Annotated in this window: 25 protein-coding genes; all 25 read right to left on the bottom strand. The window is 63.3% G+C overall.

Translation table 11 applies throughout. The features are described from left to right. Positions 1–157: 157 nt before the first annotated feature. Entirely contained in the window at positions 158–571 is a 414-nt protein-coding gene (rplQ, locus tag LPW26_RS18650) for a 50S ribosomal protein L17 (protein ID WP_238737056.1), read from the bottom strand. A gap of 144 nt (positions 572–715) precedes the next feature. Beyond that, the gene (locus LPW26_RS18655; RefSeq protein ID WP_238737057.1) at positions 716–1,735 is read right to left on the bottom strand and encodes a DNA-directed RNA polymerase subunit alpha; all 1,020 of its coding nucleotides are present in this window, start codon (positions 1,733–1,735) and stop codon (positions 716–718) included. A 136-nt stretch (positions 1,736–1,871) separates the two neighbouring features. Further along, positions 1,872–2,261, bottom strand: a complete 390-nt coding sequence (rpsK, locus tag LPW26_RS18660) for a 30S ribosomal protein S11 (RefSeq protein ID WP_054162699.1) — start codon at positions 2,259–2,261, stop codon at positions 1,872–1,874. A 128-nt stretch (positions 2,262–2,389) separates the two neighbouring features. Beyond that, entirely contained in the window at positions 2,390–2,758 is a 369-nt protein-coding gene (gene rpsM / locus LPW26_RS18665; RefSeq protein ID WP_238737058.1) for a 30S ribosomal protein S13, read from the bottom strand. A gap of 186 nt (positions 2,759–2,944) precedes the next feature. Next, positions 2,945–4,006 carry an adenylate kinase gene (locus tag LPW26_RS18670; protein ID WP_238737059.1) on the bottom strand — a complete coding sequence of 354 codons (1,062 nt, stop codon included), beginning with the start codon at positions 4,004–4,006 and terminating at the stop codon, positions 2,945–2,947. Continuing rightward, positions 4,003–5,334, bottom strand: a complete 1,332-nt coding sequence (gene secY / locus LPW26_RS18675; RefSeq protein ID WP_238737060.1) for a preprotein translocase subunit SecY — start codon at positions 5,332–5,334, stop codon at positions 4,003–4,005. The genes LPW26_RS18670 and secY overlap by 4 nt, the downstream gene beginning before the upstream one ends. Before the next feature lie 146 nt (positions 5,335–5,480). Then, positions 5,481–5,966: a 50S ribosomal protein L15 gene (rplO, locus tag LPW26_RS18680; protein ID WP_238737061.1), complete on the bottom strand. Its 486-nt coding sequence runs from the start codon at positions 5,964–5,966 to the stop codon at positions 5,481–5,483. A gap of 12 nt (positions 5,967–5,978) precedes the next feature. Beyond that, entirely contained in the window at positions 5,979–6,173 is a 195-nt protein-coding gene (gene rpmD, locus LPW26_RS18685) for a 50S ribosomal protein L30 (RefSeq protein ID WP_054162704.1), read from the bottom strand. Between the two features lie 50 nt (positions 6,174–6,223). Then, positions 6,224–6,796: a 30S ribosomal protein S5 gene (gene rpsE / locus LPW26_RS18690; RefSeq protein ID WP_238737063.1), complete on the bottom strand. Its 573-nt coding sequence runs from the start codon at positions 6,794–6,796 to the stop codon at positions 6,224–6,226. A gap of 60 nt (positions 6,797–6,856) precedes the next feature. Then, entirely contained in the window at positions 6,857–7,219 is a 363-nt protein-coding gene (gene rplR / locus LPW26_RS18695; protein ID WP_119857373.1) for a 50S ribosomal protein L18, read from the bottom strand. Between the two features lie 12 nt (positions 7,220–7,231). Then, the gene (rplF, locus tag LPW26_RS18700) at positions 7,232–7,765 is read right to left on the bottom strand and encodes a 50S ribosomal protein L6 (protein ID WP_119857374.1); all 534 of its coding nucleotides are present in this window, start codon (positions 7,763–7,765) and stop codon (positions 7,232–7,234) included. A 113-nt stretch (positions 7,766–7,878) separates the two neighbouring features. Next, entirely contained in the window at positions 7,879–8,277 is a 399-nt protein-coding gene (gene rpsH, locus LPW26_RS18705; protein WP_238737064.1) for a 30S ribosomal protein S8, read from the bottom strand. Positions 8,278–8,292: 15 nt separating this feature from the next. Continuing rightward, complete coding sequence (rpsN, locus tag LPW26_RS18710) at positions 8,293–8,598, bottom strand: 30S ribosomal protein S14 (RefSeq protein ID WP_238737065.1); 306 nt, start codon at positions 8,596–8,598, stop codon at positions 8,293–8,295. Between the two features lie 43 nt (positions 8,599–8,641). Next, positions 8,642–9,199: a 50S ribosomal protein L5 gene (gene rplE / locus LPW26_RS18715; protein WP_238737067.1), complete on the bottom strand. Its 558-nt coding sequence runs from the start codon at positions 9,197–9,199 to the stop codon at positions 8,642–8,644. Continuing rightward, positions 9,192–9,506, bottom strand: a complete 315-nt coding sequence (rplX, locus tag LPW26_RS18720; RefSeq protein WP_238737068.1) for a 50S ribosomal protein L24 — start codon at positions 9,504–9,506, stop codon at positions 9,192–9,194. The genes rplE and rplX overlap by 8 nt, the downstream gene beginning before the upstream one ends. After that, complete coding sequence (gene rplN, locus LPW26_RS18725; RefSeq protein ID WP_011441195.1) at positions 9,506–9,874, bottom strand: 50S ribosomal protein L14; 369 nt, start codon at positions 9,872–9,874, stop codon at positions 9,506–9,508. Before rplN ends, rplX begins: the two co-directional genes overlap by 1 nt. Before the next feature lie 61 nt (positions 9,875–9,935). Then, the gene (gene rpsQ, locus LPW26_RS18730; protein ID WP_238737070.1) at positions 9,936–10,184 is read right to left on the bottom strand and encodes a 30S ribosomal protein S17; all 249 of its coding nucleotides are present in this window, start codon (positions 10,182–10,184) and stop codon (positions 9,936–9,938) included. Between the two features lie 11 nt (positions 10,185–10,195). Further along, complete coding sequence (rpmC, locus tag LPW26_RS18735) at positions 10,196–10,405, bottom strand: 50S ribosomal protein L29 (RefSeq protein WP_238737072.1); 210 nt, start codon at positions 10,403–10,405, stop codon at positions 10,196–10,198. Positions 10,406–10,410: 5 nt separating this feature from the next. After that, positions 10,411–10,824 (bottom strand): 50S ribosomal protein L16, encoded by a 414-nt coding sequence (gene rplP / locus LPW26_RS18740; RefSeq protein ID WP_054162714.1) that lies wholly within the window; start codon positions 10,822–10,824, stop codon positions 10,411–10,413. Positions 10,825–10,856: 32 nt separating this feature from the next. Then, positions 10,857–11,555, bottom strand: coding sequence for a 30S ribosomal protein S3 (gene rpsC, locus LPW26_RS18745; RefSeq protein ID WP_119857378.1), 699 nt, complete (start codon positions 11,553–11,555; stop codon positions 10,857–10,859). Positions 11,556–11,577: 22 nt separating this feature from the next. Next, complete coding sequence (gene rplV / locus LPW26_RS18750) at positions 11,578–11,964, bottom strand: 50S ribosomal protein L22 (RefSeq protein WP_238737073.1); 387 nt, start codon at positions 11,962–11,964, stop codon at positions 11,578–11,580. Between the two features lie 10 nt (positions 11,965–11,974). Next, positions 11,975–12,253, bottom strand: a complete 279-nt coding sequence (gene rpsS, locus LPW26_RS18755; protein ID WP_119857379.1) for a 30S ribosomal protein S19 — start codon at positions 12,251–12,253, stop codon at positions 11,975–11,977. An 11-nt stretch (positions 12,254–12,264) separates the two neighbouring features. Further along, on the bottom strand, positions 12,265–13,101 hold the full coding sequence (gene rplB, locus LPW26_RS18760; RefSeq protein WP_238737074.1) for a 50S ribosomal protein L2: 837 nt from the start codon (positions 13,099–13,101) through the stop codon (positions 12,265–12,267). Between the two features lie 13 nt (positions 13,102–13,114). After that, positions 13,115–13,414, bottom strand: a complete 300-nt coding sequence (locus LPW26_RS18765) for a 50S ribosomal protein L23 (protein WP_238737075.1) — start codon at positions 13,412–13,414, stop codon at positions 13,115–13,117. Beyond that, complete coding sequence (rplD, locus tag LPW26_RS18770) at positions 13,411–14,031, bottom strand: 50S ribosomal protein L4 (protein ID WP_238737076.1); 621 nt, start codon at positions 14,029–14,031, stop codon at positions 13,411–13,413. Before rplD ends, LPW26_RS18765 begins: the two co-directional genes overlap by 4 nt.

A 14,031-nucleotide genomic window follows, 5' to 3' on the forward strand; every position in this document is an offset into this window, starting at 1 on the left:
ACCCGCATTCGCGGGGGATGACGGTTGATGGTGAGGCTAACTCAGCGGCCTGCTCGCAACGCCTATTCGGCCTACAATTTCCCAGCTAAAGCACAACGAAAAAGGCGGCGCCATGCGGCACCGCCTTTCGAAACCAATCAGCCTGAAAGTGAGCAGCTTACGCCGCTTCGGCCGAATCCTGCGTCGGACCCGAATCCTTGCCCTTGGCGTCTTCGTCGCGGTCGACGAATTCGATCACCGCCATCGCGGCGTTGTCGCCGTAGCGGAAGCCGGCCTTGATGATGCGGGTGTAGCCGCCGTTGCGGTCGGCGTAGCGCGGGGCCAGCACGTCGAACAGCTTCTTGACCTGATCCTTGTCGCGCATTTCGGCGATCGCCTGGCGGCGCTTGTCGAGGCCGCCCTTCTTGCCGAGCGTGACCAGCTTCTCGACGATCGGCCGCAGCTCCTTGGCCTTCGGCAGCGTGGTGACGATCTGCTCGTGCTTGATCAGCGCGGCGCACATGTTGGCGAACATCGCCTTGCGATGCTCGGCGGTGCGGTTGAGCTTCCGATGAACCTTGCCGTGACGCATGTTGTCAGTCCTTTACTCGATGATCCCGACGGTTCGTCGGAGTTGCAGGTGGGCTGCCTGCGTTCGCCCAGGAGCGAGTGGTGAGTAGCGAATGGCGAATAGATCCTCTTCTACTCGCCACTCCCCTACTCGCTATTCGCCTTCTTAGTAGTGGTCCTCGAAGCGCTTGGCGAGCTCGTCGATGTTCTCGGGCGGCCAGCCCGGCACTTCCATGCCGAGATGCAGACCCATCTGCGCCAGCACTTCCTTGATCTCGTTCAGCGACTTGCGGCCGAAGTTCGGAGTGCGGAGCATTTCGGCTTCCGACTTCTGCACCAGATCGCCGATGTAGACGATGTTGTCGTTCTTCAGGCAGTTCGCCGAACGCACCGACAGTTCGAGTTCGTCCACCTTCTTGAGGAAGGCCGGGTTGAAGGCGAGATCCGGGATGATCTCCTGGGTGACTTCCTTGCGCGGCTCTTCGAAGTTGACGAAGACGTTGAGCTGATCCTGCAGGATGCGGGCCGCATAGGCCACGGCGTCCTCCGGCGAGATCGCGCCGTTGGTCTCGACCGTCATGGTCAGCTTGTCGTAATCGAGGATCTGACCCTCGCGGGTGTTCTCGACCTTGTACGACACCTTGCGGACCGGCGAGAACAGGCTGTCGACCGGGATCAGGCCGATCGGCGCGTCTTCCGGACGGTTACGCTCGGCGGCGACGTAGCCCTTGCCGGTGTTGACGGTGAATTCCATGCGGATCTCGGCGCCCTCGTCGAGGGTGCAGAGCTGCAGATCGGGGTTCAGCACCACGATGTCGCCGACGGTCTGGATGTCGGCGGCGGTGACGGCGCCCGGGCCCTGCTTCTTGATGACCATCCGCTTCGGGCCTTCGCCCTGCATCTTCAGCGAGATGTCCTTGATGTTCAGCACGATGTCGGTGACGTCTTCACGCACGCCGGCGATCGAGGAGAACTCGTGCAGCACGCCGTCGATGTGGACCGACTGCACCGCCGCGCCCTGCAGCGACGACAGCAGCACGCGCCGCAACGCGTTGCCCAGCGTCTGGCCGAAGCCGCGCTCGAGCGGTTCGGCGACCAGCGTCGCGAACTTGGTCGCATCGCTGCCCGGGGTCACCTGCAGCTTGTTCGGTCGAATGAGTTCTTGCCAATTCTTCTGGATCGTCACTGTGTCACCTTCCTGGCCAGTCCATCGCCGCCGAAAATCAAGGCGCGGGCGTCACTAGCATTGGAAACTGCGGATCAATCCGCGCCAAATATCGAAAACAGTCGCGGGCGGCACATGGCCACCCGCGAAAAAACAATCAAACCCGGCGGCGCTTGCGAGGCCGGCAGCCGTTGTGCGGGATCGTGGTGACGTCGCGGATCGAGGTCACCGTGAAACCCGCAGCCTGCAGCGCGCGCAGCGCCGACTCACGACCCGAACCCGGACCTGCGACCTCGACTTCGAGGGTGCGCATGCCGTGCTCCTGCGCCTTCTTGGCGACGTCCTCGGCCGCGACCTGCGCGGCGTACGGGGTCGACTTGCGCGAGCCCTTGAAGCCCATCGTGCCGGCCGACGACCAGGCAATCGCATTGCCCTGCGCGTCGGTGATGGTGATGGTGGTGTTGTTGAACGACGAGTTCACATGCGCAATGCCCGAGGCGATGTTCTTGCGCTCGCGGCGGCGAATGCGGCCGGCTTCCTTAGCCATGGTCTACCTTTCTTGAGATCTCAACGCCGCCGTAACGCCAGCGGCTCCACCGAAAAGGCGAATGGCGAATAGCGAGTGGCGAATAGGGGAATCCCCTACTCGCCATTCACCATTCGCTACTCGCAATCTTACTTCTTCTTGCCAGCGATCGCCTTGGCCGGACCCTTGCGGGTGCGGGCGTTGGTGTGGGTGCGCTGACCACGCACCGGCAGACCGCGGCGATGACGCAGGCCGCGATAGCAGCCAAGGTCCATCAGGCGCTTGATGTTCATGCCGGTCTCACGGCGAAGGTCGCCTTCCACGAGGTAATCGCGGTCGATCACTTCGCGGATCTGCAGAACCTCGGCGTCGCTGAGCTGGTTGACGCGGCGGTCGAGCGGGATCTTCACCTTCTCGACGATCTCGGCCGCGTTCTTCTGGCCGATGCCATGGATGTACTGAAGCGCGATCAGCACGCGCTTGTTGGTCGGGATATTCACGCCGGCAATACGGGCCACAGACTTCTCTCCTGTCACCGACCGTCGGGCCGGTTGTATTTTGCTATCTCGGGCTGGCGTTCACATACGCGAACACGACGCCATCCCCTTCGCTTCTTTCGGGGCCCGGCATCGTCTGAAACCTATCCGACGGGATATCGGGCCTTATTAATGGATTCCGGCTTGCTTCGTCAACCGGATCCAGGTTCAAGATCTCTTTTTCGTGACCGACTTCGCCGCTTTGGCAGCTTTTTTGCTAGCCTTGGCGACGGATGTCTTGCCGGCCTTGACCGCTTTCTTGGCGGCCGATTTCGCCGATTTGGCCGCCTTGGCAGCACCCTTCACGGCCTTTTTGCCAGTCTTTTGAAGGGCTTTCGCCACCTTCTTCACGCCGGCCTTAGCACCAGATTTGACGCCAGCCTTCGAAGCCTTGGCCTTGGAGGCCTTTGCTTTCGGGAGCTTGGCCTGAGAGGCCTTTGCTTTAGAGACCTTTGCCTTGGAAGCCTTCGCCGGAGCCGCCTTGACGGATGCCGACTTGGACGAGGCCTTCTTGCTAACTGCCTTCTTGGCCGACGCTTTTTTGCCGGCGGGCTTCGCCGCGCCGGTCTTCGCCTTGCCGCTCGACTTGGTGGCCGATCGCTTCTTGGCCGAGGCGCTCTTGGCGGCCTTCTTCTTGTCGGCCTGGGCGACAGCGGCGAGCACCCGGCCGATCTCGCGGGTCACTTCGTCGATCGTCATCATGCCGTCGACCGTGAGCAGCTTGCGCTTCTCCGAGTAGTATTCCACCAGCGGCTCGGTCTGGGCGCGGTAGGCGGCCAGACGCTTGGCGAGCGCCTCGGCGTTGTCGTCGGCGCGCGGCTCCTCGCCCCTCGCCCGCATCTCGGCGACGCGGGTCTCGACCCGCGCCAGCAGCGCGCTTTCGTTGACCCGCAGTTCGACCACGGCGTCGAGCGACAGCTTCTTGTCCTTGAGCAGCGAATCGAGCGCCTCGGCCTGCGGCACGGTGCGCGGGAAGCCGTCGAGGATGAAGCCGTTGGCGGCGTCGTCCTGCTCGATGCGGTCGGAGATGATGCCGATCACCACCTCGTCCGGCACCAGGCCGCCGCTGGCCATGATGTCCTTGGCCTTGAGGCCGACCGGCGTGCCGGCCGCCACAGCGGCGCGCAGCATGTCACCCGTCGAGAGCTGCACGATGCCGTGCTGCTCGACCAGACGGGCCGCTTGCGTCCCCTTGCCCGCGCCTGGCGGTCCGAGAAGGATCAGTCTCATTTCTTGCGGCCCCTCAACTTCGACTTCCGGATCAAGCCTTCATACTGGTGCGCCAGCAGATAGCCCTGGACTTGAGCCACGGTATCCATGGTGACGCTGACCACGATCAGGAGCGAAGTTCCGCCGAAATAGAACGGCACCGAAGCGTAGGAGATCAGCACTTCGGGAATCAAGCAGACGATCGCCAGATAGATCGCACCGACCACGGTGATGCGCGTCAGAACGTAATCGATGTATTCGGCGGTGCGCTCGCCCGGCCGGATGCCCGGAATGAAGCCGCCGTGCTTCTTGAGATTGTCGGCGGTCTCGGTCGGGTTGAACACGATGGCGGTGTAGAAGAACGCGAAGAACACGATCATCGCGATATAGAACACCAGGAACAGCGGCCGGCCGTGACCGAACTGCGTCACGATCCACTGGAACCATTCGGGACCCGTACCGGCGTTGAAGCTGGCGATCGTGGTCGGCAGCAGCAGCAGCGACGACGCGAAGATCGGCGGGATGACGCCCGAGGTGTTGAGCTTGAGCGGCAGATGCGAGGACTGGCCCTCGAACATCTTGTTGCCGACCTGGCGCTTCGGATACTGGATCAGCAGCCGGCGCTGGGCGCGCTCCATGAACACGATGAAGGCGATCACGACCACGGCCATCACCAGCACGACCAGGATCAGGCCGGTCGACAGAGCCCCCTGACGGCCGAGCTCGAGCATGTTGGCGAGCGCCGACGGCAGCTCGGCCACGATGCCGGCCAGGATGATCAGCGAGATGCCGTTGCCGATGCCGCGCGAGGTGATCTGCTCACCCAGCCACATCAGGAACATCGTGCCGCCGGTCAGCGTGATGGTGGTCGACAGCAGGAAGAACACGCCCGGCTCAGCCACCACGTTGCCGGCGCCCTGCAGGCCGACGGCGATGCCGTAGGACTGGAACGTCGCGAGGATGACGGTGAGATAACGGGTATATTGATTGAGCGTTTTGCGGCCGCTCTCGCCTTCCTTCTTCAGCGCTTCCAGCTGCGGCGACACCGTCGTCAGCAGCTGGACGATGATCGATGCCGAGATGTACGGCATGATGTTGAGCGCGAAGATCGCCATGCGGTGGATGCCACCGCCGGCGAACATGTTGAACATGCCGAGAATGCCGCCGGCCTGCGACCGGAACACCTGCTCCCACACCGTCGGATCAATGCCGGGGAGCGGGATGTAAGTGCCGAGGCGATAGACCAGCAGCGCACCGAGCGTGAACCAGATCCGCTTCTTCAGCTCTTCGGCTTTACCAAGCGCCGAGAAGTTGAGATTCGCCGCAAGTTGTTCCGCTGCAGAGACCATGTCCGGCTTTCTCCCGCGCTACTCGACCCGTGGCCGCCGGATGCGGCGGCCCGGTCAGCGCCGGGCATCAATTTGGTGCGCAACTAACGAAAAATCCACCATCCCGGCAAGGCCGGTGCCCGCTTTCGCGGGCTATGACGGCAATGTTACGCAGCCTCGCCTTCGTCCTTCTTCGGCGCCAGGATCTTCACCGTGCCGCCGGCCTTCTCGACCGCCTCGATCGCCGACTTGGTGGCGCCGTGGACTTCGATGTTCAGCTTGGTGGTGATTTCACCACGGCCGAGCAGACGCACGCCGTCACGCGAACGGCGCAGAACGCCGGCCTCGACCAGTGCCGCGGCGTCGATCACCTTACCGGCGTCGATCGTCTTGGCGTCGACCGCTTCCTGCAGGCGGTCGAGATTGATCTCGGAGAATTCGAGACGGAAGATGTTGTTGAAGCCGCGCTTCGGCAGACGACGATGCAACGGCATCTGGCCGCCTTCGAAGCCCTTGATGCGCACGCCCGAACGCGCGGTCTGGCCCTTGCCGCCACGACCGCCGGTCTTGCCCTTGCCGGAACCGATGCCGCGGCCGATGCGCATGCGCTTCTTGCGCGCGCCCGGATTGTCGGAGATCTCGTCGAGCTTCATCGCTCTACCCTCTTACTTCTCGTCGACGACGCGAACGAGGTGTTGCACCTTGGCGATCATGCCGCGAACTTCAGGCGTATCCTGCAGCTCGGTGACCCGGCCGATCTTGTTGAGCTTGAGGCCGACCAGCGTCGCACGCTGCGAGGAATGGCGCCGGATGGGGCTGCCGATCTGCTCGACCTTGATCATGTTTGCGGCCTTGGCCATCGTCTTCACTCCAGATCGCGTCTTGTGTCAGCGTGATCGCCGACTCCGAGTTATTCGGCAACCACTTCCGCATCGCCGCCGATGCGGCGGGACTGCAGGGTGGAGACCTTGATGTTGCGGCGAGCCGCAACAGCGCGCGGCGAATCGAGGTGCTTCAGCGCATCGAAGGTTGCGCGAACCATGTTGTAGGGGTTCGACGAACCGATCGACTTCGCCACCACGTCCTGGATGCCGAGCGTCTCGAACACGGCGCGCATCGGACCGCCGGCGATGATGCCGGTACCAGCCGGAGCGGCACGCAGATAGACGCGACCGGCGCCGTGACGGCCGGCGATGTCGTGATGCAGCGTGCGGCCTTCGCGCAGAGCGACGCGGGTCAGGTTGCGCTTCGCCGACTCGGTCGCCTTGCGGATCGCTTCCGGAACTTCGCGCGCCTTGCCGTGGCCGAAGCCGACGCGGCCCTTCTGATCGCCGATCACGACCAGTGCGGCAAAACCAAAGCGCTTACCGCCCTTCACAACCTTCGCCACACGGTTGATGTGGACGAGCTTGTCGACGAACTCGCTGTCGCGCTCCTCGCGATTGCTCCGTTCGCGTCCACCGCGTTCGCGTTCACCTGCCATGGTGTTTTCCAATCCTTGCGAGGCCGAGGCCCCGATCCTGGTATCCGTTCAATTCGAAAATTAGAAGCTCAGTCCGCCTTCGCGGGCTGCATCGGCCAGCGCCTTGACGCGACCGTGATACAGATAGCCGCCGCGATCGAACACGACTTCCTTGACGCCCTGCTTCACCGCCCGCTCCGCGACCAACTTGCCGACAGCCTTGGCGGCGTCGATATCGGCGCCGGTGTTGCCGGCCTCGCGCAGCGTCTTCTCCAGCGACGACGCCGAAGCCAGCGTCTCGCCCTTCAGGTCGTCGATGACCTGGGCGTAGATGTGCTTCGACGAGCGGAAGATCGACAGCCGCGGGCGGCCGTTGGCGGTGCGCCGGAGCGCGATCCTGACCCGTGTCTTGCGCCGGGCGTTCGTGACATTCAACTTCGACATGACCCGGCTCCGTTACTTCTTCTTGCCTTCCTTGCGGAAGATGAACTCGTCGGAATAACGCACGCCCTTGCCCTTGTAGGGCTCCGGCGGACGGTAGTCTCGAATCTCGGCCGCGACCTGACCGACCTTCTGCGAGTCGATGCCGACGACGTTGATCTCGGTCGGCTTCGGCACCGTGATGGTGATGCCTTCCGGGATGTCGTACAGCACGTCGTGGCTGTAGCCGAGCGCGAGCTGCAGCTTCTTGCCCTGCAGTGCGGCACGATAGCCGACGCCGGTGATCTCAAGCTTCTTCTCGAAGCCCTTCGTGACGCCCTCGACCAGGTTCGCGATCTGGGCGCGAGCCGTGCCGTACAGCGCCTGGGCGCGGTTGGTCTCGTGGCGCGGCGCCACCTTAACCGAACCGTCCTCGAACTTGACGTCGACGTCGTCGTGCACGACGAACTGAAGCTGACCCTTCGGCCCCTTCATCTTGACGGTCTGACCCTCGACGGTCGCCGTCACGCCGGACGGGACCGTGACGGGCTTCTTGCCAACGCGTGACATGGTCGATCCTTTTTCAACCCTGCATCTTCCGGCGTGATTCACGCCACGGTCGATGCTTCAATTTCCGTTCTTGTCGCGCGTCGGCCGGATCCTCCCGGCCGCCGCGCCTGCGATTAGAACACCGTGAACAGAACCTCGCCGCCGACATTGGCGTCGCGGGCGTCGTGATCGGCCATGATCCCCTTCGGGGTCGACAGCACCGAGATGCCGAGGCCGTTGTTGACGCGCGGAAGGTTCTTCACGGACGCGTAGACCCGACGGCCCGGGCGCGACACGCGCTCGATTTCGCGGATCACCGGCTCGCCGTCGAAGTACTTCAGCTCGATCTCGAGCTCGCTGCGTCCCGACGGATGCTCGACGCTGGCGTAGCCACGGATGTAGCCCTCGCTCTTCAGCACTTCGAGCACGTTGGCGCGCATCTTGGAGCCCGGGGTCGAAACCTTGGACTTGGCCCGCATCTGCGCGTTGCGGATGCGGGTGATGAGATCACTGATCGGATCGTGCGTGGACATCTGACGACCCTCCCCTTACCAGCTCGACTTCACGAGGCCCGGAACCAGGCCCCTCGAACCCAGGTCGCGGATCGCGATACGGCTCAGCTTGTTCAGGCGATAGACCGAGCGGGAACGGCCGGTGATTTCGCAGCGGTTGCGAATCCGGGTGGCCGACGAATTGCGCGGCATCTCGGCGAGCTTCAGGGTCGCCGCGAAACGCTCCTCCATCGGGAGGTCCTTGTCGGCGATGATGGCCTTCAGACGGGCGCGCTTCGGCGCCGCGTTCTTGCTCATCTTCTTCCGACGATTGTTCTTCTCGATCGAACTCTTCTTTGCCATGCCAGGCTCCTGGGTTTCCGCGTTTGAGAGGCTTTTCAGCGTCTCACTGCCGGAACGGGAAATTGAATGCAGTCAACAACGCACGCGCTTCGTCATCGGTCGGCGCCGTCGTGCAAACGGTGATGTCCATACCCCACGACTCGCCAGTCTTGTCGAAGTCGATTTCGGGGAAAATGATGTGCTCCTTGATGCCGAGCGAGTAGTTGCCACGGCCGTCGAAGCTCTTCGGGTTCAGGCCGCGGAAGTCGCGGACGCGCGGCAGCGCAACCGTGATCAGGCGGTCGATGAACTCGTACATTTTGGCGCCGCGCAGCGTGACCTTGCAGCCGATCGGCTGATTCTCACGCAGCTTGAAGGTCGAGATCGCGACGCGCGAATAGGTCACGACCGCCTTCTGACCGGCGATCAGCGACATATCGGCCGCCGCCTGCTCAGCTTTCTTGCGATCGTTGACCGCCTCGCCGACGCCCATGTTCAGCACGACTTTCTCGAGCTTGGGAACCTGCATGGCGTTGGCGTAACCGAACTTCTCGGTCAGCGCGGTGCGGATGCTCTTGTCGTATTCCGTGCGCAGGCGCGGAACGTATGCGGTCTCAGCCATCGATCTCTGCTCCCGAGCTCTTGGCGATGCGAACCTTCTTGCCGTCCGCCAGAACCTTGAAACCGACCCGGGTCGGTTTGCCGTCCTTGCCGACGATCGCGATATTGGACAGGTGGATCGGCGCCTCTTTCGAGATGATGCCGCCTTCCTGGGTCTGGGACTGCTTCTGGTGCCGCTTGATCATGTTGATGCCACGCACCAGCGCCACGTCGGCGTCCGGACGGACTTCGAACACTTCGCCGGTGCGACCCTTGTCGCGCCCGCTCAGTACGATCACCTTGTCACCCTTGCGGATCTTGGCCGCCATCACAGCACCTCCGGCGCCAGCGAAATGATTTTCATGTGGTTCTTCGCACGCAGTTCGCGCGGCACCGGCCCGAAAATGCGGGTGCCGACCGGCTCGGACTGATTGTTGATCAGCACGGCGGCGTTGCGATCGAAGCGGATGACGGAGCCGTCGGGGCGGCGGATGTCCTTGCGGACCCGGACCACCACGGCCTTCATGACGTCGCCCTTCTTCACCTTGCCGCGCGGAATCGCTTCCTTGATCGACACTACGATAACGTCGCCCACGGTGGCATAGCGGCGCTTGGAGCCCCCCAGCACCTTGATGCACATGACACGGCGTGCGCCGGAATTATCGGCCACGTCGAGGTTGGTCTGCATCTGGATCATTGATGCACCTCGTCCTCTCTCTAATGCGCGATTGCGCTCTCAACTGACGCGCGAACTGCGCTTAAGCGGTCTTCTTAGGTTCGCCCCGGACAACGGTCCAGCGCTTGAGCTTGGAGATCGGCTTGCTCTCCTCGATCCAAACCATATCGCCCGGATGGAACTGATTGTTCTCGTCGTGGGCGTGGTAGTTCTTCGAGCGGCGGATCGTCTTCTTGTAGATCGGGTGGGTGAAGCGACGGTCGACGCGCACCACAATCGTCTTTGCTTGCTTGTCGCTGACGACCACGCCCTGCAGGGTCCTCTTCGGCATGTTGAACGTCCTTACTTCGTCTTGCCGGCGCGCTTCTGCGCGGCGATGGTCTTGATCCGGGCGATATCGCGACGGGCCTCGCGCAGCCGCGAGGTGCTCTCGAGCTGACCGGTGGCGCGCTGGAAGCGCAGGTTGAAGCGCTCCTTCTTCAAATTCAGGATGGCGTCATCCATCTGGTCTTCGCTCATCGCGCGGATGTCGGCGGTCTTCATCTCGGCCATGTCCATTACTCCGCGATACGCGCGACGAAGCGCGTCTTGATCGGCAGCTTGGCGGCGGCGAGCGTCAGCGCTTCCTTGGCGAGCTGCTGATTGACGCCGTCGATCTCGAACATCACGCGGCCCGGCTTGACCCGCGCCACCCACAGTTCCGGCGAACCCTTGCCGGAGCCCATGCGGACTTCGGCAGGCTTCTTGGACACCGGAACGTCCGGGAAGATGCGGATCCAGACGCGGCCGGCACGCTTCATGTGGCGGGTCAGCGCACGACGGGCGGCTTCGATCTGACGCGCCGTGACGCGCTCAGGCTCCATCGCCTTCAGGCCGAACTGGCCGAACGCCAGGGTCGCGCCCGACGACGCAACGCCGTGGATGCGGCCCTTGTGCGCCTTGCGGAACTTGGTCTTCTTTGGTTGCATCATGGCTTACGCCCTCAAACCTTTTACAGCAGCCGTCAGGCGGCGTCGCGGCGGGGCCGCGAGTTGTCGCCTTCAGCCATCCGCTTGTCCTGCGCCATCGGATCGTGCTCGAGGATCTCGCCCTTGAAGATCCACACCTTCACGCCGCACGTACCGAACGTGGTGAACGCCGTCGCGACGCCGTAGTCGATGTCGGCGCGCAGCGTGTGCAGCGGCACGCGACCTTCGCGATACCACTCCATACGGGCGATTTCAGCACCGCCGAGACGGCCCGAGCAGTTGATCCGGATGCCTTCGGCACCGAGACGCATCGCCGACTGCACCGCCCGCTTCATCGCGCGGCGGAACGCGACGCGGCGCTCCAGCTGCTGCGCGATCGACTCGGCGACCAGCGTCGCGTCGAGCTCCGGCTTGCGGATTTCGACGATGTTGATGACGACGTCCGACGACGTGATGTCGGCGACCTTCTTGCGCAGCTTGTCGATGTCGGCGCCCTTCTTGCCGATCACCACACCCGGACGAGCCGAGTGGATCGTCACGCGGCACTTCTTGTGCGGACGCTCGATCACGATGCGCGCGACGGCAGCCTGCTTCAATTCCTTGTGCAGGATCTCGCGGATCTTGACGTCCTCGTGCAGCAGCTTGCCGTACTCGTTCTTGCCCGCGAACCAACGGGAATCCCACGTCCGGTTGATGCCCAGCCGCAGCCCGATCGGATTGATCTTTTGACCCATCGAAAGTCTCCCGCGCCTTCGCTTAAGCGCTTGCTTCTGCTTCGACCTGACGAACGACGATCGTCAGCTGCGCGAAGGGTTTGAAAATACGGCCCGACCGACCCCGGCCGCGCGGCGAGAAACGCTTCATGACGATGCCCTTGCCGACATGGGCCTCGGACACGACCAGCGCGTCGACGTCCAGATCGTGGTTGTTCTCGGCGTTGGCGATCGCCGATTCCAGGCACTTCTTCACGTCGACGGCGATCCGCTTGCGCGAGAACGCCAGGTCGGCGAGCGCAGCCGAGGCGCTCCGGCCGCGGATCAGCTGAGCCACCAGATTGAGCTTCTGCGGAGAAACGCGAAGCATCCGGGCGACGGCCTTGGCCTCGTTCTCCGGGAGGCTCCGTTCGCGCTTGGGTTTGCTCATGGCTTCGTCCTCAACCCTTCTTCGACTTCTTGTCGCCGGAGTGGCCGTGGAACGTGCGGGTCGGCGAGAACTCGCCGAACTTGTGACCCACCATTTCCTCGTTCACCGACACCGGGACGTGCTTCTGGCCGTTGTAGACGCCGAAGGTCAGCCCGACGAACTGCGGCAGGATGGTGGAGCGGCGGCTCCAAATCTTGATGACGTCGTGGCGGCCCGACGCGCGCGCCGCATCCGCCTTTTTCAGCAGCGAGCCCTCGACGAATGGGCCCTTCCAGACTGAGCGAACCATGTCCGGCTTCCTTACTTCTTCTTCCGCTTGTGGCGGCTGATGAGAATGAACTTGTCGGTCGACTTGTTCGAGCGGGTCTTCTTGCCCTTGGTCGGCTTGCCCCACGGAGTCACAGGGTGACGGCCGCCCGAAGTGCGTCCTTCACCACCGCCGTGCGGATGGTCGATCGGGTTCATCACGACGCCGCGGTTGTGCGGACGGCGGCCGAGCCAGCGCTTGCGGCCAGCCTTGCCGATCGAGATGTTCATGTGGTCCGGGTTCGACACAGCGCCGATGGTGGCGGTGCAGCGGCCATGGACCAGGCGCTGTTCGCCCGAGTTCAGGCGAACGATAACGTAGTCGTGGTCACGACCAACGAGCTGGGCGTAGGTGCCGGCGGAACGGGCGATCTGGCCGCCCTTTCCGATCTTCAGCTCGATGTTGTGCACGATGGTGCCGACCGGCATGTTGCCGAGCGGCATGACGTTGCCCGGCTTCACGTCGACATACGAACCGGCGATCACGCTATCACCGACCGCGAGGCGCTGCGGCGCCAGGATGTAGGCCTGCTCGCCGTCCTCGTACTTGATCAGCGCGATGAACGCGGTGCGGTTCGGATCGTATTCCAGGCGCTCGACCTTGGCCGGAACGTCGACCTTGGTGCGCTTGAAGTCGACCATGCGATAGGTCTGCTTGTGACCACCGCCGCGGAAGCGAACGGTGATCCGGCCGGTGTTGTTGCGGCCGCCTGCCGAGCTCTTGCCCTCGGTCAGCGACTTGACCGGCTTGCCCTTGTAGAGGGCCGAACGATCAACCATGACCAGCTGGCGCTGGCCCGGCGTCGTGGGATTGTATTTTTTCAATGCCATGGTCGGTCCCGCCTTACAGTCCGGTGGTCACGTCGATGCGATGACCCTCTTCGAGGGTCACGACCGCACGCTTGGTGTCAGACTGCGTGCCGAAGGTGCCGCGGAAGGACTTCGACTTGCCCTTGCGCACCAGCGTGTTCACGCTCTTCACCTTGACGTCGAACAGCTTCTCGACGGCTTCCTTGATCTGCGGCTTGGTGGCATCGCCGAGCACTTTGAACACGACCTTGTTGAACTCGGAGGCCGTGGTCGCCTTTTCGGTCACCACCGGAGCGACGATGATGTCGTAGTGGCGCGGATCGATATTTTTCATTTGAAGCGCGCCTCCAACGCATCCAGCGCAGCCTTGGTCAGTACCAGCTTCTGGCGGCGCACAATGTCATAGACGTTGATGCCCTGGATCGGCAGCACGTCGATGTTCGGAATGTTGCGGGCGGCCGCGGCGAAACCGGTGTTCACCTCGGTGCCGTCGATGATCAGCGCGCTGGTCAGGCCGAGACCCGAGAACGCACCGACCAGAGCCTTGGTCTTGGCGGCTTCCAGCTCTGCCTTGTCCAGCACGATCAGACCGCCGCCCTTGGCCTTGGCCGACAGAGCGTGCTTCAGCGCCAGGGCGCGAACCTTCTTCGGCAGGTCGATGGCGTGCGAACGCACCACCGGGCCGAACGCACGACCACCGCCGCGGAACTGCGGCACGCGCTGCGAACCGTGACGAGCACCACCGGTGCCCTTCTGCTTGTACATCTTCTTGCCGGTGCGCCAGATCTCGGCGCGGCCCTTGGCCTTGTGAGTGCCGGCCTGACGCTTGGCAAGCTGCCAGATCACGCAGCGCTGCACGATGTCCTGGCGCGGCTCGAGACCGAAGATGGTGTCGGACAGCTGGACCGAGCCGGCGTCCTTACCTTCGAGTGTGGTGACCTTCAATTCCAT

This window comes from Rhodopseudomonas infernalis (assembly GCF_022271405.1).
Taxonomy (GTDB): Bacteria; Pseudomonadota; Alphaproteobacteria; order Rhizobiales; family Xanthobacteraceae; genus Rhodopseudomonas; species Rhodopseudomonas infernalis.